The 20,183-nt window shown below is 44.7% G+C and carries 16 protein-coding genes and 1 pseudogene; 12 read left to right on the top strand and 5 right to left on the bottom strand.

Annotation, left to right across the window (positions count from 1 at the left end; genetic code table 11):
- Positions 1-414: 414 nt before the first annotated feature.
- The 3 genes and pseudogenes from NL645_RS07630 (at position 415) to NL645_RS07620 (ending at position 5,698) form a co-directional block, all read left to right on the top strand.
- The gene (locus NL645_RS07630; protein ID WP_253651510.1) at positions 415-2,679 is read left to right on the top strand and encodes an OmcA/MtrC family decaheme c-type cytochrome; all 2,265 of its coding nucleotides are present in this window, start codon (positions 415-417) and stop codon (positions 2,677-2,679) included.
- A 46-nt stretch (positions 2,680-2,725) separates the two neighbouring features.
- A complete protein-coding gene (locus NL645_RS07625) occupies positions 2,726-3,706 on the top strand; it encodes a DmsE family decaheme c-type cytochrome (RefSeq protein WP_069490506.1) in 981 nt (326 codons plus the stop codon).
- 9 nt (positions 3,707-3,715) lie between these two features.
- Positions 3,716-5,698: pseudogene (locus NL645_RS07620) on the top strand (MtrB/PioB family decaheme-associated outer membrane protein).
- A gap of 85 nt (positions 5,699-5,783) precedes the next feature.
- On the opposite strand, the gene NL645_RS07615 reads toward NL645_RS07620, so the two are convergent.
- The 3 genes from NL645_RS07615 to rsuA form a co-directional block, all read right to left on the bottom strand.
- On the bottom strand, positions 5,784-6,443 hold the full coding sequence (locus NL645_RS07615) for a DUF2913 family protein (RefSeq protein WP_046874809.1): 660 nt from the start codon (positions 6,441-6,443) through the stop codon (positions 5,784-5,786).
- A complete protein-coding gene (locus NL645_RS07610; RefSeq protein ID WP_005393240.1) occupies positions 6,443-7,645 on the bottom strand; it encodes a Bcr/CflA family multidrug efflux MFS transporter in 1,203 nt (400 codons plus the stop codon). The genes NL645_RS07615 and NL645_RS07610 overlap by 1 nt, the downstream gene beginning before the upstream one ends.
- A gap of 436 nt (positions 7,646-8,081) precedes the next feature.
- The gene (gene rsuA / locus NL645_RS07605) at positions 8,082-8,783 is read right to left on the bottom strand and encodes a 16S rRNA pseudouridine(516) synthase RsuA (RefSeq protein ID WP_033905117.1); all 702 of its coding nucleotides are present in this window, start codon (positions 8,781-8,783) and stop codon (positions 8,082-8,084) included.
- Between the two features lie 121 nt (positions 8,784-8,904).
- On the opposite strand from rsuA, the gene NL645_RS07600 reads away from it, so the two are divergent.
- The 5 genes from NL645_RS07600 to rplY all read left to right on the top strand — a co-directional run bounded on the left by NL645_RS07600 (position 8,905) and on the right by rplY (position 13,815).
- Positions 8,905-10,656: a DEAD/DEAH box helicase gene (locus NL645_RS07600; protein ID WP_021707635.1), complete on the top strand. Its 1,752-nt coding sequence runs from the start codon at positions 8,905-8,907 to the stop codon at positions 10,654-10,656.
- A 95-nt stretch (positions 10,657-10,751) separates the two neighbouring features.
- Entirely contained in the window at positions 10,752-11,177 is a 426-nt protein-coding gene (locus tag NL645_RS07595) for a PepSY domain-containing protein (protein ID WP_114322464.1), read from the top strand.
- 76 nt (positions 11,178-11,253) lie between these two features.
- Complete coding sequence (locus NL645_RS07590) at positions 11,254-11,913, top strand: response regulator transcription factor (protein ID WP_005378073.1); 660 nt, start codon at positions 11,254-11,256, stop codon at positions 11,911-11,913.
- The gene (locus NL645_RS07585) at positions 11,903-13,252 is read left to right on the top strand and encodes an ATP-binding protein (RefSeq protein WP_253651509.1); all 1,350 of its coding nucleotides are present in this window, start codon (positions 11,903-11,905) and stop codon (positions 13,250-13,252) included. The genes NL645_RS07590 and NL645_RS07585 overlap by 11 nt, the downstream gene beginning before the upstream one ends.
- A gap of 284 nt (positions 13,253-13,536) precedes the next feature.
- Positions 13,537-13,815: a 50S ribosomal protein L25 gene (gene rplY / locus NL645_RS07580; RefSeq protein WP_005393245.1), complete on the top strand. Its 279-nt coding sequence runs from the start codon at positions 13,537-13,539 to the stop codon at positions 13,813-13,815.
- Positions 13,816-13,962: 147 nt separating this feature from the next.
- Here the strand turns inward: rplY and NL645_RS07575 are convergent, their stop codons facing one another.
- The gene (locus tag NL645_RS07575; protein ID WP_253651508.1) at positions 13,963-14,478 is read right to left on the bottom strand and encodes a GNAT family N-acetyltransferase; all 516 of its coding nucleotides are present in this window, start codon (positions 14,476-14,478) and stop codon (positions 13,963-13,965) included.
- A 748-nt stretch (positions 14,479-15,226) separates the two neighbouring features.
- Here NL645_RS07575 and ushA point away from each other — a divergent pair.
- Both ushA and NL645_RS07565 read left to right on the top strand, forming a co-directional pair.
- Entirely contained in the window at positions 15,227-16,915 is a 1,689-nt protein-coding gene (gene ushA, locus NL645_RS07570; protein WP_041852973.1) for a bifunctional UDP-sugar hydrolase/5'-nucleotidase UshA, read from the top strand.
- A gap of 414 nt (positions 16,916-17,329) precedes the next feature.
- On the top strand, positions 17,330-17,551 hold the full coding sequence (locus NL645_RS07565; protein ID WP_005393249.1) for a hypothetical protein: 222 nt from the start codon (positions 17,330-17,332) through the stop codon (positions 17,549-17,551).
- 98 nt (positions 17,552-17,649) lie between these two features.
- On the opposite strand, the gene NL645_RS07560 is transcribed toward NL645_RS07565, so the two are convergent.
- Entirely contained in the window at positions 17,650-17,898 is a 249-nt protein-coding gene (locus NL645_RS07560; protein WP_012841935.1) for a DUF1289 domain-containing protein, read from the bottom strand.
- A gap of 209 nt (positions 17,899-18,107) precedes the next feature.
- Between NL645_RS07560 and NL645_RS07555 the strand changes: the two genes are divergently transcribed.
- On the top strand, positions 18,108-18,554 hold the full coding sequence (locus NL645_RS07555; RefSeq protein ID WP_005393252.1) for an META domain-containing protein: 447 nt from the start codon (positions 18,108-18,110) through the stop codon (positions 18,552-18,554).
- A gap of 465 nt (positions 18,555-19,019) precedes the next feature.
- Positions 19,020-20,180, top strand: a complete 1,161-nt coding sequence (locus tag NL645_RS07550) for an ABC transporter substrate-binding protein (RefSeq protein WP_253651507.1) — start codon at positions 19,020-19,022, stop codon at positions 20,178-20,180.
- The last annotated feature ends 3 nt before the right edge of the window (positions 20,181-20,183 follow it).

Raw genomic sequence — 20,183 nt, 5'->3', positions numbered from 1 at the left:
ACCAGACAGCGAATAAACGATAAGAAAATCATTTTATAAACGCGACTTAAAACCAACGATATCCAAGATAAAAATATTAAGCCGTCAACCATTTAAAGTAGCGTAGTTCAATACCCTTACTTTTTCTGCACCGACCTCTTCAAGAACAACAAACTTCAATACAAACAATTGATTTAAAAACATAATAATTTAAAATCAAAAAATTCACACATAGAAAAAGCGGTTTATTTTAATAATATTTCATATTGCGTCTATACTCTTACAAGCCATGTATTTCGATTTATTCAAGCGATGTAAATATGGATATTTTGCTTTTGGCTTGAATATAAAATTAATATTTCAATCAATTGTTTATTGAGATATTTAACCATTCCAACGCATTCCCACTTACTTTAGGACGAATCGAGAGGGACTATGAACGGTTTAAAGTCGATCGCTACATTAATATTTTTTATTTTACTGCTCACCGGATGTGGTCCAGACAGCAAAAACGATCAAAATACACCACCACCTGCACTTGGTGATTTCGAGATCAATGTTTCCGAGCCATCATTGGTCACTCAAGAAACCGGAGAAACCAAACTGGTGGTCGATTTTACCGTCAAAGACGACAGTGGCAGATCTTATGAGCTAGACGAAACGAAAGATTTTCGCATCGCACTTCTTAAAGCAATGCCCTCTCGTGTCGATACACAAAACTCGAGCGATCCAGCCTTTGCCTTCAATGGACGCCATGGCAATACCTATTGGAAGAGTTTCCATCACTCAAGTAATACCGTAAATAACCGTGCCAGCATGGAGAGTGTTTGGGATGGAACACTAGTAAAAATAGACGAAGGGTATCGCTACGCGTTTGCCATTCCTGACGTTTTAAAAGTGTCCGATCCTTATACTGCCGACTCTTCTAGCAACAACGGTTTTATCGCTTGGGATGCGGATAAACTCCACCGAATCGTCATGGCGTATGGCGAGCAAGGCAACGGTTTTACCTACGTGTTTGAATGGGTGCCGCAAGAAAGTTCAGATACGGCTGTCTCCCGCAATGTGATTGAAACAGGCACCTGTGAAAGCTGTCATATGGGCGAACCGCTTCATCATGGACCGGGCTATCGCTCAATTGATAACAACATTGCCGTTTGTACCGCTTGCCACAATGACAGTAACCCTGGCGCTGCGCCAGCCAGACGCCCTCTCGCTGCCATTGTTCATCAATACCACGGTAATGTTTTCAAATTAGGTAGCGACAGAAATAACACCGAGACTTACAAACAGCCTGTCGACGAGAATGACGTGCTCGTTACCGACATCAATGGTTTAGTCATTGAAGGCAACCCTTTCCCGCAAGATGCCCGCAACTGTACAACCTGCCATTCAACCGATGTCGCGAAAGCATCAGACGCCAACAATTGGTTTGAACACCCAAGTCAAGTTGCCTGTGAGACCTGTCACTTGTACCGAGACAGAGGAGCGCATGATAACCAAATCGGTACGGGTTGGGTAAGAAACGGCGAACCACAAAACTCCTGCTCTGGCTGTCACCGACCTTATGACCGAGACGACAATGGCGCTCCAATCATCGGCCAAGACGCGAGCCGAAGTGCTAAAACGGTTCACGTAATGCGTTTAGAGAATCTTGCAAAGGCACGTGATTCGCTTGAAATCAACGTTGAAAGCGCGCGATTTATTGATGACCAGTTTGAGGTTGAACTAAGAGTGTCGAAAGCGGGCACAGGTATTGGATCCATCGACGAACTGACACCTTTCATCAATGAACATGGGCACCTCAATTTGTTGCTGAACTGGGATAACGGCCAAGGCCCGATGGTCGCAAACAACAGTCTCAACGTCGCCGATGATGGCGCACTTGGTGACGGCTGTGAGGCTCAAGGAGAAGGCCTATTCTTGTGTCATAAAGACTTCACTGACGCTGCGATTAAGCCAATCTCCAACTCTACGTTGACGGTTAACATCGCCGACATGCCACTTTGCGCCAACCGTAGAGATGGCGAGCTCGCCGAATGCGTCACGTTTGAAGGCATCGATCTTATCAAATCGCCTTTCGTCATTGCCGCCAATAACGCATCCGGCTCGTTTGATGTGTCTGGTATCAACAAGCAGCACAAACTGCCAGTGGGCGCGGACATTTCATCGTGTAACGATTGTCACAAAGAGCTGACTATCCATAAGCTTGGTGAGCATCCACATGCCGCCACCGACTTCCAACAATGTAAAAATTGCCATAACTCTGAACGTTCTGCGTTTTATCCTGGGATGGCAGCTGATCTAAAGTACCACGTGCACTCATTCCACGCCTTTGGCTCCGCTCATAGCGGTGAAGCGTCTTTCCCTGGCGCAGTCAACAACTGTGAGGCCTGCCATACCAATGCTCAATACAACTTACCTAGCCAACAAAATACGCGCCCTTCTCTGGCAAGTGGTAAGTACTTTAGTCCTGCATTAGTCGCCTGTGGCGCGTGTCACCTAGAGTCATCTTTAGCTAATGCTGACCCGGATACCGTGGCAGGAGATGCGCCTCTGAACCATATGCTGAATCACGGCGCGGTATTTGGAGCAGACACAGCAGCACAAGCCATGGGCTCCGAGCAATGTGCAACTTGCCATGCCATTGGTCAGTCACAAGGGGTAGATAAGGTTCACAAGGTATACGACTACCGTTGAATTTGTCATTGAACATAATGCTTTAAGGATAAGAAAAGGAAGAGCTATGAAAGCAATGTTTCTGCGGTGGTTGGTAACTGGGATACTTGGGTTAGGCGTCATCTTCACCGTCAGTTCGGAAGATATCGCCAAGCCAGAACCCAAAGCGGCGACGTTAACTCAAGAAGAAATTGAAACTATATTGGACACCAAATTTTCTGAGGGGAAATACTCACGCCGTGGAGCAGATGGCTGCCTTCGTTGCCATGACGATACCTCAGACAAACCTGCAACCGGTATTTTCGACAACATCCACGGCAAGTCAGCGAATTTGCATGGGCCAATGAATGATAAACAATGTGAAGCATGCCATGGCCCAGCAAACAATCACGCGCGCAATCCGCGAAAAGGACAAGTTCGTGAGCCGATGATCACCTTTGGGCCAAACTCCCCTGTTCCGGCCGAAAAGCAAAACAGCGTGTGTTTATCTTGCCACCAAGATGCGAAACGCTCGACTTGGCATAGCAGTGAGCACGCTTTTGAAGGGCTGTCTTGTGCAAGCTGTCACCAACTGCATCAAAAAGACGATCCGATGATGGTTGCCGAAATGCAAGCAGACAAATGCACCGATTGCCACTCCCGCACCAAATCGGATATCCACAAACGCAGTCGTCATCCTATCATTGACGGCGTCATGACTTGTTCTAGCTGCCACAATCCACATCAGGCATTAAATGAAGCGAGCCTGAACTGGTCAACCGTCAATAACGCTTGTTACGAGTGTCATGCAGAAAAACGCGGCCCATTCTTATGGGAGCATGAGCCTGTAACTGAAGATTGTACATCCTGCCACACACCTCATGGTTCAGTGAACAAAGCCCTGCTCAATAAACGGCTGCCAATGCTATGTCAGGAATGTCACCGTGCGCCACATGCAAACGTAGCCATTCCTGAAAACGACTTGAGAGTGCGCGGCGGAAGTTGTTTGAACTGCCACAATCAAGTGCATGGCTCTAACCACCCACGTGGTCAAACATTAAGTTATTAGGAGGGAGGCATGAAACTATCTCAACTGTGCATCGCTATTTCCCTTGCTTTTGCTGTGCAAGCGCACGCCAACGATTATTCGTTACAACGTTCTCAACCAGCCGACACTAGCCGCTGGCAGTGCAGTGAATGCAGCAGCGACGGTACATGGAGTGGAGAAGTCAGCGCGGGCGTAGGTTACCTTAACAACGACGGTTCCTCTCGATTCTATAATTGGAATCCGCCCGTTTACGGTACAAACTCTGACAACAAACACTTTAACGCGAGCCTAAACGCCGATATCGAACAATATGAAGACGACGGGTTCTACAATCGAATCGTCGTCGAAGATCTTGGTTTGCAACGCTTCTTACTGCAGTGGGAAATGGGCCAGTACGACGGATTACGTATCCTCGGCAGTTACAGTGAAACTCCGTATTTCTGGAATCAGTCCTCACTCAGTGCGTATCATCCAAGAGAAGATGCACTCGTTAGTGGTGACCTATCGAAATATGAAAACTCAGTGACGCGAGAGACGTTTAAGTTAGAACTCAAGTACACACCACATACGCCATGGAAGCCATATGCATCCATGAAGCACGAACGTAAAAAAGGCACAACTTCGCTCTATTCATCGACCATTCCGGGTTACGCCAACGCGCCGGGATTCATACCCAAAGCCGTCGATCATGAAACCTTAAATACTCAAGTAGGAGTGAGCTACATTGAAGATTTGTGGCTGGTGGATATTGCGTATCGCGGCTCATTTTTCCGCAATGAAAAGTCCGCACTCTATTACGGCGGTGTTACTAACCCTTACGCCAACCACCTTGCGTATGAGCCTGACAACGACTTTCACCAATTTGCTGTCTCGGGGAATTATCGGTTGAATCAACAAACGTTCAGTGGCCGCTTACTTTGGTCACAGACGTCTTCTGAAGGCGGGTTAAATCCATTCCCGCAGTCCCCCGTTAACTCCAATACATTCCATGGCGAAACTAACACTTGGCAAATGAGCGCGGATTACCACAACAAACTTTCGTGAGACACTGCTTTCGCCATTTCTGCGGACTATTCAGATAAAGACGATAACTCCGATAGAAACACCATCATCGGATCGACGAGAGAAAAATACGACCACACCAAAACCAAACTGGAAGCAACACTCAAGCATCGTGTTACTTCTGATGTAAAAGTGAATACGGGTTACCATTTTAGACACGATGAGCGAAGCTATGCCGACCGAAAACGTACCGATGAACAACGCGTTTTTGTTGGGGCCCAGTACCGACCAAATAGACCGTGGCAATTAGGCGGTAAAGTCTCCTACTCTTTTCGCGATGGCTCTGATTGGCAGGACGACAGCAGCGACTCGCCTAATTTGCGCCAATACTATTTAGCCGATAAAGAGAGGATTGAGCTCCGTGGCGACGGCGGCTATGACGTAACAAACGATGTCCAGTTACTTGCTGAGCTTTGGTACGGAAACGACGACTATGTTAAACCCGATATAGGTTTAAGCGAAGGAGAAGATTACGGCTACGATATCAGCGTCAACTTCAATTTACTCGACGGACTAAACGGGCATGTTTTTTACAATCAACAGGTCATCCGCTCCGAGCAACAACAAGCAAACTCTGACGTTGTCGGTTGGAATCGCTACACCACCAAACTCAAAGATGACATCACAACCATTGGCTTTGGTGTGAGTAAAGAGCAGCTACTAGACGACAAACTTTCTATCTCGTTTGATTACAGCTACAGCCAAGCTGATGGAAAATCTTCAACCACATCTGGTGGCTACCAATATCCCGATAACGAGGCGAACTCGTACCGATTTGAGGTCATCGCTGACTATGAAGTATCTGAAAATCAAAACGTGCAGCTTAACCTCCGTTATGAAGACTACTCAGAAGAGGATTACTTGTTTAACAACGAAACCGGAACGATGGGCGACGTTTTGCAAAGCTATGAAGGTCTGTATGGCGGCGTCTATTGGAAATATCGCTTTTAAGCACAGTGTGACGTAACAAAAAAGCATCAGACGTTTTAAGCGCCTGATGCTTTCGTATTTCAATTCTACTGCTGTGAGAAGTTGATTAAGCTTGGAAGCTCAAAGGAATCTCAGCCAATTGGTTACCTTCGTTTGCAGGGAAGATAAGGTACTCGCCGTGGTATTTCACCATCGATTTGTAGTCCGTCACTTTATGCACCATAAAGCCCGCTTGCGCTGCTTTCTCAACAAACTCAGCATGGTTGCCACGCACAAACCAGCTCATTGGTTTAACGAGCAACTCGCCGTCGAAGCAGCTTTCGCATTGGTCTGCACATAGTGCCAAAGAATTTTGACCTTCCGTGAAGATTTGGATTTTGCCACAACCAACAAGTTGCTCAGACGTTGATACTTCCCAGCCAGCTTGCTCCATCAAATCAAGAAATGATTCAATATCGGAGTCTTTTATCACTTTGGACTCTTCACCTTCAGGAAAAAACTGAGCGTAAAAAGCGGAAATACGCTTGAAGATAAACAACAAACCAGCGTCATTACCCTTTGAACGACCTGCTTTTTGCCAACGTGTTAAGTCATCGCCTACGGCTCGACCGAAACGCTGAGATTTAAGTGCTTTGGTAACCCAGCGCACTAAATAATGGTTATTCGCAACAGGGGCATTGGCTAACTTACCTGAGCGATGCTCTTGATCTAACTCTTCAAGTGCTGAGTTAACTAAGTTTTGAATTTCTTTGGTGTAATTCGACATTACGCCTTTCTTCCTAAAGTCCAATAAAACAGTGCTGAAAGCACAGAACAAGCAAACATCACAATGATCATCGGCCACGCCACATTACCTGGTAGTGATGCCACCAGCGCGCCAACCAATGAGCCGATACCGAATCTTAACGTCCCCGCCAGAGACGAAGCTGTACCCGCCATTGATGGGTAGCCACTTAAAAGCAGCGCCATCGCGTTACTACCTATCGTCGACAATGTACCGATAAACAGCACAACAAAAGGTACGATACCCCATAATCCGAAGTCCATTAACCAACTTACGAATAAACCAATCCCCGCCAAAAGTTGCACGAACAACCCAAAACGAAGCATGGCATGAGAGCCAACTTTCTTCACCAAGCGACCATTAATACTGGTCATGATGATCATCGCAACAATGTTCAAACCAAATAAATAACCAAAGTGGTCTGGTCGAACACCATATAAATCAATATAAACAAACGAACCCGCGGTCAGAAATGCAAACATTCCGGAAAATGAAAACGCTCCAGAAAGCATCAAACCTATCGCTTCAGGGTTGGAGCATAATCTGGCGTAGTTTCTCATCGTAGTGCGAAAACGAAGCGGCTGACGATTTTCTGGTTTCAGCGTCTCTGGAATTTTCCAAAGTACCAGTAGAATTACCACCACGGCGAAAATGGCTAATACCCAAAAAATAGAACGCCAACCAAACCAAATCGCTAAGTGACCACCGATCATAGGCGCGACCAAGGGTGCCATGGTGATCACTAAGGTGACGAAAGACATTGCACGGGCAAAGTCTTCACGGTCAAACATGTCACGCACGACGGCTTGGATAATGACAGCCGCTGCCGCGCCAGCAAAACCTTGCGCTGTTCGCACATAAGTCAATGCATCGATGCCGTTTGTGGTCGCACTCACTACCGCCGCTAATCCAAAGAAAAGCACACCCAAAATCAGTACAGGTCTACGGCCAAAACTATCGGCAAGCGGCCCATGAATTAACTGGCCAATCGCAAAACCTGCCGTATAAGCCGTCAACGTAATCTGAACCGCGCCAGGCGCGACCCCCAAATCTTTCGCAATTGTCGGCATTGCAGGCAGATACATGTCGATCGCCAAAGGTGTCAAAGCACCAATCGCTCCTAATACAAGAAACAATAGAAAACTGATTTGGGATTGCGGAGCGCTTTGAGCTTTTTCTGTCATTCTTTTACCTCTTGTTGGAGCCCTTTCGTCAATGCTTGCAAAACCAAGTGAAAATAACGGACGGTTCTCATATCGCTGATATCTAGAAGCCAAAGGCCTGTTCTATCAACGTTCGAGAATCATAAGGGCAAATATGTACCAAGGTGTGACCTTGACGAACTCGACATAGAAAAGCGTGTGAAAGCGAAGTGTGTTTATGGGAACTAAACACAATGCAGTAAAAATGATGGAATTGATTCCACCATTTATTCACCACAGCCGAATGCTTTGCAATAAGAGTATGCATGGCTTAGCTAAATGCAAAGGCATATCACTCAGATGAGTAAGCACACCGGAATTGTCTAGGCACTAATTTTGGTAGGAAAATTAATTTTGAGCCAATCCCTACCAAAAAACTAGTTCCAATTGGGAACTAAAGAATTTCCCATGCCGATAATTAATTCCAAATAGAATCAATTTCTTCCTGCGTGAGGTAGCGATAATCACCAGGTTCTAGTGCCTCATCGAGTTCAATCGAACCAATACGCTCACGATGTAAGTACTCAACTTTATTTCCTAACGCCGCAAACATGCGTTTCACTTGGTGATACTTACCTTCCACAATAGTTAACAATACTTCATTCTCTGCCTCGTTCACGATCTCCAAACGAGCAGGCAATGTTGCTTCTGATTCATTGCGCAAAATGATGCCTTGTTCGAGCTTTTCCGCGTAATCTGGCTGAATAGCATCGACGAGCCAAACACGGTACGTTTTCTCACACTTATGCTTAGGTGAGGTAATACGGTGAGACCACTTACCATCATCCGTAATCAACACCAAACCGGTTGTGTCGACGTCTAATCGGCCCGCAAAGTGAAGGTTTTCAATTTTAGGCTCATCGAGCAATGCGAATGCAGTTTGGTTGTAGCCATCTTCATGTGAACAAACAAAGTCAGCAGGCTTGTACAACATAATGTAACGAGGACCAGGAGCACCAATAACGCGGTCTTCCCACATTACTTCTGCACCTTCAGGTACTTTAAATGCACCACTTTTTTGAACCTCACCGTCAACGGTGATGTCACCACTTTTGATGATCTTTGTTGCCTGTTTGCGCGTTGCACCCAGAGCGTCACACAAATATTTATCTAAACGCATGAATACCTCATTGAATTATACCCAAGTAACCTCCAAATCTCGGTTTAAAGGTCACTTGGGTATAAAAGTCAGGTATTATAGCGTTCCTCGTTCGAATAGTTGAGCAATTTCACATATTTTCATGTACACACTTCGCCCTTATCAAGCCGACTCGGTTAAAGCAGTCATTCACTACTTTCGTAAACACTCGACACCAGCAGTGATCGTACTGCCTACTGGTGCCGGAAAAAGCTTGGTGATCGCAGAGCTTGCTCGCCTTGCGAAAGGGAGAGTGTTAGTCCTCGCTCACGTTAAAGAGCTGGTCGAGCAAAACCACGCGAAGTATGAAGGTTATGGTTTAAAAGGTTCCATCTTCTCAGCAGGATTGGGGCGAAAAGAAACTGACCAGCAAGTCGTGTTTGCTTCGGTTCAATCGGTCGTACGTAACTTAGATTCGTTCAAAAACCAGTTTTCTCTGCTCGTTATTGATGAGTGCCATCGTGTGCCGGATGACAAAAACAGCAGCTACCAAAAAGTTATTACTCACTTACGAGAACTGAACCCAGGCATTAAGGTGCTGGGACTAACTGCAACGCCCTATCGTTTAGGAATGGGCTGGATTTATCAGTATCACACCCGAGGTCAAGTACGCACCGAAGAGCCTCGATTCTTCCGCGATTGTATTTTCGAACTGCCGATCCGTTACTTGCTCGACGAAAACTTCCTCACTCCGGCCCGCATGATGGACGCGCCCGTTTTGTCTTACGACTTCTCGCAACTGAAACCCGCAAACACCGGACGCTACAAAGAAGCAGAAATGGACATGGTGATCGATAAAGCCAAGCGCGCCACTCCGCAAATTGTTGAGCAAATCATGCAATATGCGAAAGAGCGTCAAGGGGTCATGATCTTCGCCGCGACTGTCCGACACGCACAAGAGATCCACAGTTTACTGCCAGAAGGCGAAACTGAAATCGTCATTGGTGATACACCTACGCCGGAACGTGACGCGATCATCCAAGCGTTCAAGAATCGTCAAATAAAATATTTGGTCAATGTTTCGGTACTGACTACCGGGTTTGATGCGCCGCATGTCGATTTAATCGCGATTTTGCGACCAACAGAGTCAGTCAGTCTATACCAGCAGATTGTAGGGCGAGGATTACGCTTATCAGACGGAAAATCAGAATGTTTAGTGCTTGATTACGCAGGCAACAGCTACGATTTATACCAACCTGAAGTCGGTGATCCCAAACCAGACTCTGACAGTGAAATTATCACGATTCCCTGCCCGGCTTGCGGATTCAATAACAACTTCTGGGGTAAGTTGGATAGTAACGGTTTCTTGGTTGAACACTTTGGCAGACGTTGCCAGGGTTACTTTGAAGATGAAGACACAGGCGAGCGTGAACACTGTGGCTACCGTTTTCGTGCCAAATACTGTGGTGAATGTGGTGCCGACAACGATATTGCTGCGCGCATTTGTCATGAGTGTGACGCAACGCTTGTTGATCCAGATAAAAAATTAAAAGAAGCCCTTAATCTGAAGGATGCATTAATCTTTGAATGCACAGAAATGGACCTGTCAGTATTCAAGTCCAGTGATGGTAAATCTCAACTCAAGGTGACATATTCTGGCGAACCATACCAAGGCGAAGGCAATGCGTTAGTTCATGAGTTTTGGTCATTGAGTACCAAAAAACAAAAACAAACGTTTAAAGACCAATTTGTGCGCCCTCACTTGGCAGACAAGCATCGCCCTTTTGAAGAGGCTTCACCGACACGTGTTGTTGCCAATCAACATCGTTTCCGTTTGCCTCAGTTTGTTATTGCAAGGAAATCCGGTCGCTTTTGGAAATTGCGAGACAAAATTTTTGAAGACGAGTTGAAATAACGTCCGCAACATTTAGTAAAACTGAACTCGATGATTCACTCTCTGTTCATCTATATCCGATATACTGCGGCTAACGTTCTAGAAAAGGTTTGACTATGTATAAAGCAACGACTTCTCAACATTCTGCGTTACTTTTCGGCCTTATCGCGACATTGATGTGTGCACCAAGTTTCGCCAAGCATGACGACTACTATGCATCACAAAATGGTCACGCCATCGTGCAAGATGTCGAAAAGCCTGGAACACGTATTGAATTCGATGAAGATCAAGATGAGGTCTATCGCGCGGTTCAACAAGGATATATACGACCATTTTCGGACCTTTACGCCGCAGTAGAAAACGACCTATACGGCCGTATCATCAAGGTCGAGCTTGAAGAAGATGATGATGCTTGGGTGTATGAATTGAAAATTCTGTACAACAATAGCGTCCTGAAAGTTGAGTACGACGCCGCTACGCTGGAAATGCTTGAGATCAAAGGTCGCAGCTTTAACAAAGCGTTAAAGCCACAAAACAACTAAACTGGTCTAATGCGTAATCCCGACGCAATGCGTAACTTACTTCGATAACACTCCAAACATAATAAGAATCACCAATATGAAAATACTTGTCGTTGAAGATGACCCTCGTTTAGGCGAGCAAATCATCGAAACATTAGAAAGTACCGGCTGGGTACCAGAATTATCTCAAGATGGCATAGACGCTCTGTATCGCGCGACATCGGAAGAATGGGACGCTATTGTTCTTGATCTAGGACTGCCGAAATTGGATGGCCTTACCGTGCTAAAAGGCATTCGAGATGAAAACATCAATACCCCTGTCGTTATCCTGAGTGCTCGCGATACCCTAACGCAGCGAGTTGAAGGTCTAAACGCAGGTGCAGACGATTACCTAACTAAGCCGTTTGAAATGGTTGAGCTTATCGCTCGTATTCGCGCACAACTGCGAAGAGCATCAGGTAACGCCTCTCCTGTGATGCAAATTGGCGACTTGAGCTTGGATACGCGCACTTCTAAAGTCATGTGGCAAGGGCAAGCAGTAAGCTTAACGGCGCTGGAGTATAAAGTGGTCGCTTACTTTATGCATAACCCAGAAAAAGTAATTTCTCGCACCGAACTCGTCGAGCACATTTACAAACAAGACTTTGATCGTGACTCCAACACAATCGAAGTTTTTATCGGCCGAATTCGCAAAAAAATCGCACCAAAGATCATCAAAACTGTCCGAGGGTTGGGATACCAATTAAATGCCGAATAAGAACAGGCTACCGTTGAACGCAATAAAACGACTGAGTATCAAAAGTCGCCTCGTTTTAGCGGCGATCGTTTGGTTGACGGCAATGATCCTCGCAGCTGGTGTGACGATACCGACCCAAGTGTACAACTATATGGTTGACGACACTCGCTCACAGCTGAGCATTTTTATGGATGAAATCGCCGCTCAGTTAGAAGTCGATGAGATTGGGCACCTCTCACTCGCTGCTCTGCTCTCAGATCCTCGATTTAACCGACCTTACAGTGGTTTATATTGGAGTGCCTCTACTGAGACGAGTCTCGAGCGTTCTCGTTCTTTGTGGGACAAAAAAATCGAATACAAAGGTCTGGATAACGATGCTTACGGCGCGAGAGGTGAAAGGCTGATTACCATCGAAAAAGCTCTGTACTTACCAGATTACGATGGGCCTATCCATATCATTATTGGTATTGACGAAGAGCCTATCAAAAGCACCCTGCAAACGCTAATCGGGCAACTCTGGCTTATTTTAGGCTTATTATTCGCAGGGGTTCTTGCCGTCATTTTGCTGCAAATTGCATGGTCATTGAGTCCGCTTACAAAGTTACAAAAAGAGTTGGCCGAGCTGAAGTCTGGTAACAAAAAGAGTCTAGAAGAAACCTATCCGAAAGAGATTTCTCCTCTTATCTTCGACCTCAACGCTCTGCTTTTCCATTATCAGGAGTTGTTAGAACGAGCTAGGAATCATGCAGGCAATCTCTCACATGCGCTAAAAACCCCCCTTTCTGTCCTAAAAAATGAAGTACAGACGTTAGAACCTGATACGCAATCCCGTCTGCGTACTCCGATCAATCAAATACAAGATCATATCGATTACCATCTGGGCCGTGCCCGCATGGCGGGGTCTATGAATATTTTATCAGTGAAATCGAACCCAGCAGAGCGTGTGGATGCTATCTCAATGGCGTTTGATAAAGTGTATGCGAGCCGAGATATCTCCTTAATTAATGAACTTGATTCAGAGCTGAATGTAGCGGTAGAGCAGACCGATCTCGACGAAATGCTGGGTAACTTGCTTGAAAATGCCTATAAGTGGGCCAACAACATGATTCGTGTGCACTCCTCTCAGGATAAAGACAATATACACATCATCATTGAAGATGATGGGCCAGGCATCCCTAAAGATAAACTGAGTCAAGTAATCAAGAGAGGCGTTAGATTGGATGAAGCAACCCCTGGGTCAGGTCTTGGTCTAAATATAGTCAGTGAAATGGCACACAGTTACCGAGGTCAATTAACACTGGAAGCGAGCGCTTTAGGTGGCTTAAAAGCATCTTTAGTCTTACACCTCAGCCGAACATAAAGCATATAACGCATAAACTTTGTTCTTCGGACCATGATTAGTAAACCGATGAAAATGAAGCCGATGTGAACAAAATCCAAGCAAAGCGTTAAAAGGGATAGCCTTACACCCAGATAAATCATACCTTTTTGTTGATTTGGGTACGATTTGGGTTGCCCATTTATAAGTGGAATGATAGTATCCGCGCTCGCTTGAACAGTTCCTGTTTCAAGCTTTACCACGAACAACAAGGTCGCATTGTTGATTGTGAACATTTGATTTTTACTAATTTGAGAGTAAATACTATGAAATTCGAAGCAGTAGTACGTACTGAACTAGGTAAAGGTGCGAGCCGCCGCCTACGTCACGCTGGCAAATTCCCTGCAGTTGTATACGGCGGTGAAGAAGCAGCAGTAGCTATCGTTCTTAACCACGACGACATCGTAAACCAAATGGACAAGCCTGAATTCTACGAAGGCCTAGTTCTAGTTATCGATGGCAAAGAAGTTAAAGTTAAGCCACAAGACGTTCAACGTCACGCGTTCAAGCCAAAAGTTGAACACATGGACTTCATCCGTATCTAATTCCCTACCAAGGAATTAATCGGATTAAATCCAAACCTTTTGCATTAAAGATAATCGGACTTACCAACCGAGACATCTAAAAAATTTCAAAACCCCGGAGTCTTACCACCTCCGGGGTTTTACTATATGTGGCATATAACAATTGATTTACGAACGGGCAATGTACTTCACTAAAGTGAGATCCGTCAGCGTCATACGGTCAATGATTTCCGCCTCTTCCTCTCCAGTACGTACAAAACCACACTTCTTGTAGAAGTTAAGCCCCTGTTTATTGGTATCCAGTGCTTTCAGGCTTATCTGTATAACGGGCGTAGAGAGTAGACGCGTTTCTAGTTCATCTAACAGTGCACTCCCTGCCCCTTGCCCATAATGCAAAGGAGAGACATAGCAACATGTTACCCACGCCGTTTTATCTTCACAGGTGTGGTTAGGTAGTTCGTAACTTAAAAAGCCGACGATTTCCCCTTGCCTCTCAACCACGATCAATTGGGCCAGTTGCTCAGTCATGACTCGCGTCCACATCCTTTCTCGGCGCTCAATCGTAAACTGATCGATGTAGCTCTGTGGCATTAACCCTTTGTATGCTACCTGCCACGAATCAACATGTATCTTGGCGATTTGAGTTGCTTCCTCTCTGACTGCGTTCCTTACTGTGTATCTCATTACTATCCTTTCTTAAAATTCGCCACTTACAAATTCTTTCAACCCTACTCTTTGAATCGAAGCTCAAAGCGAGCAGCCACAGATGCAACGCTTTACATTACTCCATTTCATTTTCATTAATTCAATGATAGTGCACATCGTAATATTCGAGAAAACGCCACGTTATTTACGTTTCACTTTCGCTCATTAGATTGAATCTATTTGTTTTAACATCCGGGTATCGAAAGCGGGATAAACACGGTAAGGTATCGAATAAGAATAAATAAACGATATCTAAGGCATAAGACTTCTAAACGGTCGCAATTATAGTAAAGAGAGAAATACCATTTCTGGTTGTATTAAACAGAGTAAGCCAAGATCAAACGAGTTTGGGTTTTACAGTGATCATTTTATATACAAAACATTTCCCTCATCATCAGAGCGAAAATTTATAACGATTTGTGTCATAGCTGCTAAGAAAAACATGAACTTGGCAAAATAATCACCAAAATCAGCGCTATACTTCGCAAAAATGTGCATTGATTCACACAAACCACATTCATTCAATTGACCACTTCACAAAATAACCCCCTCCCTCTAATTTCAATATACTAAAAACTATTTCTGTTTAATTGGAGACGTAGTTTGCAGGCTTATTAATTCATGTCTCCGATAGAAGTATAAATAAGAGATAGATCACTAAAGTTTCACATTAATTCCGTATATTTCACGCCGTAACAATAACAAAATCACAAAGAAAGGATCCCTTATGAAGTTTTCCAAATCTCTTTTGGTAATGGCAGTGGGCGCTGCGCTAGCAGGATGCGGCTCAGACAGCGATAATTCTCCAGTAACCTGCGAGACTGCAGATTCTTGTACTAAGTTCACCGTTCTCCACACTAACGATAACCACGGTCGCTTTTGGCATAACAGCGACGGCGAATATGGCATGGCTGCGCGTCACACTTTAATCGAATCTATTCGCGCAGAAGTCGAAGCAAAAGGCGGTGAAACCATTCTACTATCTGGCGGTGATATTAATACCGGCGTACCAGAATCAGACATGCAAGATGCGGTTCCAGACTTCGTAGGGATGAACCTACTTGGTTACGATGCAATGGCTGTCGGTAACCACGAGTTTGATAACTCACTAGATATTCTCGATATGCAAGCTGAGCTAGCTGACTTCCCTATGCTGGCTGCGAATATCTATAAGAAAGATACCAATGAGCGTTACTTCGACCCTTACAAAGTATTTACTATCAACGGCCTTAAGATCGCTGTTATTGGTCTAACCACCCAGGACACGGCGAAGCTAGTTAATCCAGACAACGTATCAAACATCCACTTCGAAGACCCTCAAGTTGAAATCAAAAAAGTACTTAAGGAAATCGAAGAAAACGAAAAAGTAGACCTAGTATTTGCAACGACGCACATGGGTCACTACCAAGATGGTAATAATGGTAGTGAAGCACCAGGGGACGTGAAGCTCGCTCGCTCTCTTGAAGAGGGACAACTAGACGCTATCATCGGTGGTCACTCACAAAACCCAGTGTGTATGGAGCCAGGTACCAATGAGTATGCTGATTTCAAACCTGGTGATGATTGCGCGCCAGACCAACAAAAAGGCACTTGGATTATGCAAGCGCATGAGTGGGGTAAATATGTGGGTCGTGCGGACTTCGAATATTACGACGGCAAGCTTCACTTAGCGAATTACGCACTGATTCCTGTAAACCTTTTGGACGACAACGATGAAGTGATCGGTGAACGCATTCAACAAGATGCGACGGTAAAAGCGTTACTACTGCCATACCAACAGCAAGGTCAAGAGTTATTAGATGAGAAGATTTCTAATACAACGGGTAAGTTAGAAGGTGATCGTAACGTAGTTCGCTCTCAACAAACTAACCTAGGTCATCTACTGGGCGAGGCATACCGTACTTACAAAACGGTAGGTGCTGACTTTGGTGTGATGAACTCTGGCGGTGTGCGTGATTCAATCCAAGATGGTGATATCACTTACCGTGACGTACTAACCGTTCAGCCATTTGGTAACTTCGTGACTAAAGCAACTATGACAGGCAAAGAAGTTAAAGAGTACCTAGATGTGGTTGCGACGAAATCTGCAGGCTCTGGTGCTTACGCTCAACTGGATAACATCACTTTAGATGTAAATTGTGATGCTGGCTCAGTAACCATTACTGACATTAACAATAAAGGCTTCGATCTAGACGCAACGTACACATTCTCTGTAATCAGTTTCAGTGCTGCTGGTGGCGATAACTATCCAATCATCGATGTTCAATCTACCCAGCTAACCGATGCATACGTTTTACGTGAGTTCTTCGTAAATAACCCACAGATCTCTGCGGATAGCTACAACAAAAACTTAGAAAACATCAAGTACTTCAGTAACGGTCAAGCTGTGAAAGGTTGCCCAGCAACTAATAGCTAAAAACACCTTACACTCTGACGTGAAGAGCTTTTAGAAGTTGTTCCGTCAGAGCCTCCCTAAAAACCGAAGCGTGACGCTTCGGTTTTTTTATTTTCGTTAAAGTGCTGAAAATTATCGCCCTTCATAAAGTGTTCAAAAATTATTCATTTGTGTTGTTGACGCCCATGTGCTGGGCTTCTATGTTTGATAAGGTCTTTCGAAAATACAGATTCATCAACTAACTTTTCGCTATGAAGTTTCGTAGCTTAGTGGATGATTCTAGGAAAGATGTGAATGGCGTTACAAACACTGCTCTCAAACAATTTGTCTTTTTGACCTAAAACGAAGGTGATTCGCCGCCAAGCGTTCACCAATGAGCAGCGATCTGGACGTCAATATGTTCAAACTGCTGCCATCGAGTTCAGGAGGTCAAAAATGAAACGAGCCAGCAATAGCTACAGACTTCAAATGATCAAAGAAGTGGTTACCCGTAGAGAGCGCGAAGCTTGCACGGATCCTATGGCGAGATACATTCATCAGCTGATGGATGAACGCCCGACAAGTAAATTAGATGTTGAATTCAATCATCGATTTTCAGGAAGCCACTTTGACGAACATGCTGGGGGATGGGTCAGTGACCGTTGGTCAATGAAGTAGCGCTAATTTAACGAGTATGCCTTACACGCACCGCATAGTAAGAGCTAATACAGTCCCGGCTCATCATTGATTATTGCCGAGCCGGGATAATTCGAAATTTAAAAGAGATCTTGCTGTGGTGATAATTCTTCTTGAGACTCTTCTGCCTTGCCCTTCCCTGCCAATACCTTTCTTCTATAGCGCTGACGGCATAGCTTAATTACATGCAACTGTTGAGCAGGGGTATAAGTGAGCCAGTTAAATCGCTCTTCTCTTTTACGCATACATCCTTTGCAATACCCTTTTTCGTCCACACTACAAATACCAACGCAAGGGTTTGGGACGGTAAAAAACTCTAGTTGCTCCATGCTCTAACCGTTTTTGCTCGCTGTGCTGTAATGATATTATAACGACTTCAATATAAGCTCCCAACAGTGCTATACATCTTGCACCTTGAAGCCGTTTGAGTATATAAACTGGACTCTGTCACAGTAATACGAAACTATTACCTTATGCTGACAAAAACAGTGTTTTATTACCTATACTTACCACGTTTTCTAAAAACGGAGTCTATAAAATGAAGCTTAGCCTAAAAACGTTAGTTACAGCAATCTCTCTTCCTGTTCTTATGACTGCATGTGCTAGCAACGGTGACAATGTGAAAGAAATTACGGCTCAAGATTTACAGCACCATAATTGGGAGCTGGTTCAGATTGATGGTAAAAACATCGAATTAAAAGAACGTCAGCAAGCGCCTCGCTTAGAAATCGGAGAAAATCTGACTGCAAATGGTAACGCGGGGTGTAACAACTTCTTTGGTCAAGCTGAACTAAAAAACAATCAACTACGCATCGAAAAAATGGGAATGACCATGAAGATGTGTATGGATGACCAAATGAAAATTGAGCAAGCGATGTCTGAAACTCTTACTGAATGGAGTGATATAACGCTAACCAAAGAAGGGCTAATGCTTAAAAATGACGATCACGAACTAACGTTTCAGTTGCGTGATTGGGTAAACTAAGTCCCATTTCATATTCTAAGAGCAGCCATAAAATGGCTGCTTTTTTATGCGTCCTAATCCATATCAAAGCAGGCAGGATGTCTGTTTCGCACGTTTCGGTTAGCAAAATCGTTTAAAACGACAAACTCTTTCCCTCTTTACGCCCTCAACGCCACGTCTACGATGCGGGTTCAGTCTTCCAAATCAACATATCGAAGTTGCTTGAGGACAATAATTTTCAATTACTTGAAAGAATATCGTCAAACAAGCGGTCCGCTCCTGTATACCTAAAACGACACCAGAATTGTCCTTTCTTCGTTTTGCTTCACATTGAGAATAATTCTTTGAATCAATGAGTGATTCCGTTTGGGATTGCCATTGATAATAGAGAGAGATGGATTACTATCCTTGTAACAAAGCGGAGCGACTTGTTTAGACGTCAATAACGCCGGAAACGAGAATAAAAAGACATAACACGGAATAGATATGAAAAAGCTACTCAGTACCGTTGGCATTTTAGCCACCACTTTCGCGACATCTTCTTTTGCCAACTCATCGGTTGCTAGTGAATGGCAAAAAATCGAACAACAAGCCGACGGACAATCCGTCTACTTTCATGCTTGGGGCGGAAGCCAAGAAATTAATCGCTACATCCAGTGGGCGAGTAGAGAGCTAAAATCGCGTTATAACGTGACGCTAAACCACGTTAAAGTCACCGATATTTCTGAGACCACCACTCGACTTATCGCAGAAAAAGCCGCAGGCAAAAACAGCGGTGGCAGTGTTGATATGGTTTGGATTAATGGCGAGAACTTCAAATCAATGAAGGATAACCAATTACTGTTTGGTCCTTTTGTTGAAGGTTTGCCAAGCTGGCAGTACGTTGATAAATCATTGCCAATTGATGTGGATTTTTCAGAGCCGACTGAAGGTCTGGAAGCACCTTGGGGTGTGGGGCAATTAGTGTTTATTCACGATGAGCAAACCCTGCATAACCCTCCTCGATCTTTTGCTGAAATGCTGAGTTACGCAAAAGCGTTTCCAAATCGCCTAACTTACCCTCGCCCACCAGAGTTTCATGGGACAAGCTTTATTAAAGCACTGTTGATTGAGTTGACCAACAACGATCCCGCTTTGCAAAAACCAGTCACTGGCGAAACATTTGAGCAAATCACTCAACCGCTGTGGGCTTACCTAGATGAGTTCCATAAAGTTGCTTGGCGTGGCGGTAAGCAATTCCCAGGAGGGACGGCTGAAACGCTTCAATTACTGGATGATGGTCAGATTGATCTTGCGATTACCTTTAACCCAAACGCGGTTTTCTCTGCACAATCAAGTGGTAATCTTGCAAACAGCACCAAAGCGTATGCGATGGACGCAGGTGCACTCTCAAACATTCACTTCTTAGCGATTCCTTGGAACGCAAATGCCAGTGCCGGTGCGCAAGTTGCGATAAACTTTTTATTGAGCCCTGAAGCACAATCTCGCAAAGGTAACCTTAACATCTGGGGCGATCCTTCAGTGCTAAGCAGCCAATACCTAACAGGTTCGGCTAAAAATACTCAACAATTCAAATCTATCGCTGAGCCGCATCCGAGTTGGCAATCTGCCTTAGAAAAAGAATGGTTGAAACGCTACGGGAATTAATAA

It is taken from the genome of Vibrio sp. Y51_MX_L26, from assembly GCF_024181935.1.
Taxonomy (GTDB): domain Bacteria; phylum Pseudomonadota; class Gammaproteobacteria; order Enterobacterales; family Vibrionaceae; genus Vibrio; species Vibrio diabolicus.
Note: the sequence above shows the minus strand (reverse complement) of the source record. Positions and strands in the feature narration are given on the sequence as shown.

Excerpts from the sequence above, each read along its gene's own strand:
- NL645_RS07585 (WP_253651509.1), top strand. The coding sequence starts at position 11,903 with ATGCCGAATAAGAACAGGCTACCGTTGAACGCAATAAAACGACTGAGT.
- NL645_RS07550 (WP_253651507.1), top strand. The coding sequence starts at position 19,020 with ATGAAAAAGCTACTCAGTACCGTTGGCATTTTAGCCACCACTTTCGCG.
- rsuA (WP_033905117.1), bottom strand. The coding sequence starts at position 8,783 with ATGCGTTTAGATAAATATTTGTGTGACGCTCTGGGTGCAACGCGCAAA.
- NL645_RS07560 (WP_012841935.1), bottom strand. The coding sequence starts at position 17,898 with ATGGAGCAACTAGAGTTTTTTACCGTCCCAAACCCTTGCGTTGGTATT.
- NL645_RS07615 (WP_046874809.1), bottom strand. The coding sequence starts at position 6,443 with ATGTCGAATTACACCAAAGAAATTCAAAACTTAGTTAACTCAGCACTT.
- NL645_RS07555 (WP_005393252.1), top strand. The coding sequence starts at position 18,108 with ATGAAGCTTAGCCTAAAAACGTTAGTTACAGCAATCTCTCTTCCTGTT.
- NL645_RS07630 (WP_253651510.1), top strand. The coding sequence starts at position 415 with ATGAACGGTTTAAAGTCGATCGCTACATTAATATTTTTTATTTTACTG.
- NL645_RS07575 (WP_253651508.1), bottom strand. The coding sequence starts at position 14,478 with ATGAGATACACAGTAAGGAACGCAGTCAGAGAGGAAGCAACTCAAATC.
- NL645_RS07565 (WP_005393249.1), top strand. The coding sequence starts at position 17,330 with ATGAAACGAGCCAGCAATAGCTACAGACTTCAAATGATCAAAGAAGTG.
- NL645_RS07610 (WP_005393240.1), bottom strand. The coding sequence starts at position 7,645 with ATGACAGAAAAAGCTCAAAGCGCTCCGCAATCCCAAATCAGTTTTCTA.
- NL645_RS07600 (WP_021707635.1), top strand. The coding sequence starts at position 8,905 with ATGTACACACTTCGCCCTTATCAAGCCGACTCGGTTAAAGCAGTCATT.
- NL645_RS07590 (WP_005378073.1), top strand. The coding sequence starts at position 11,254 with ATGAAAATACTTGTCGTTGAAGATGACCCTCGTTTAGGCGAGCAAATC.
- rplY (WP_005393245.1), top strand. The coding sequence starts at position 13,537 with ATGAAATTCGAAGCAGTAGTACGTACTGAACTAGGTAAAGGTGCGAGC.
- ushA (WP_041852973.1), top strand. The coding sequence starts at position 15,227 with ATGAAGTTTTCCAAATCTCTTTTGGTAATGGCAGTGGGCGCTGCGCTA.
- NL645_RS07625 (WP_069490506.1), top strand. The coding sequence starts at position 2,726 with ATGAAAGCAATGTTTCTGCGGTGGTTGGTAACTGGGATACTTGGGTTA.
- NL645_RS07595 (WP_114322464.1), top strand. The coding sequence starts at position 10,752 with ATGTATAAAGCAACGACTTCTCAACATTCTGCGTTACTTTTCGGCCTT.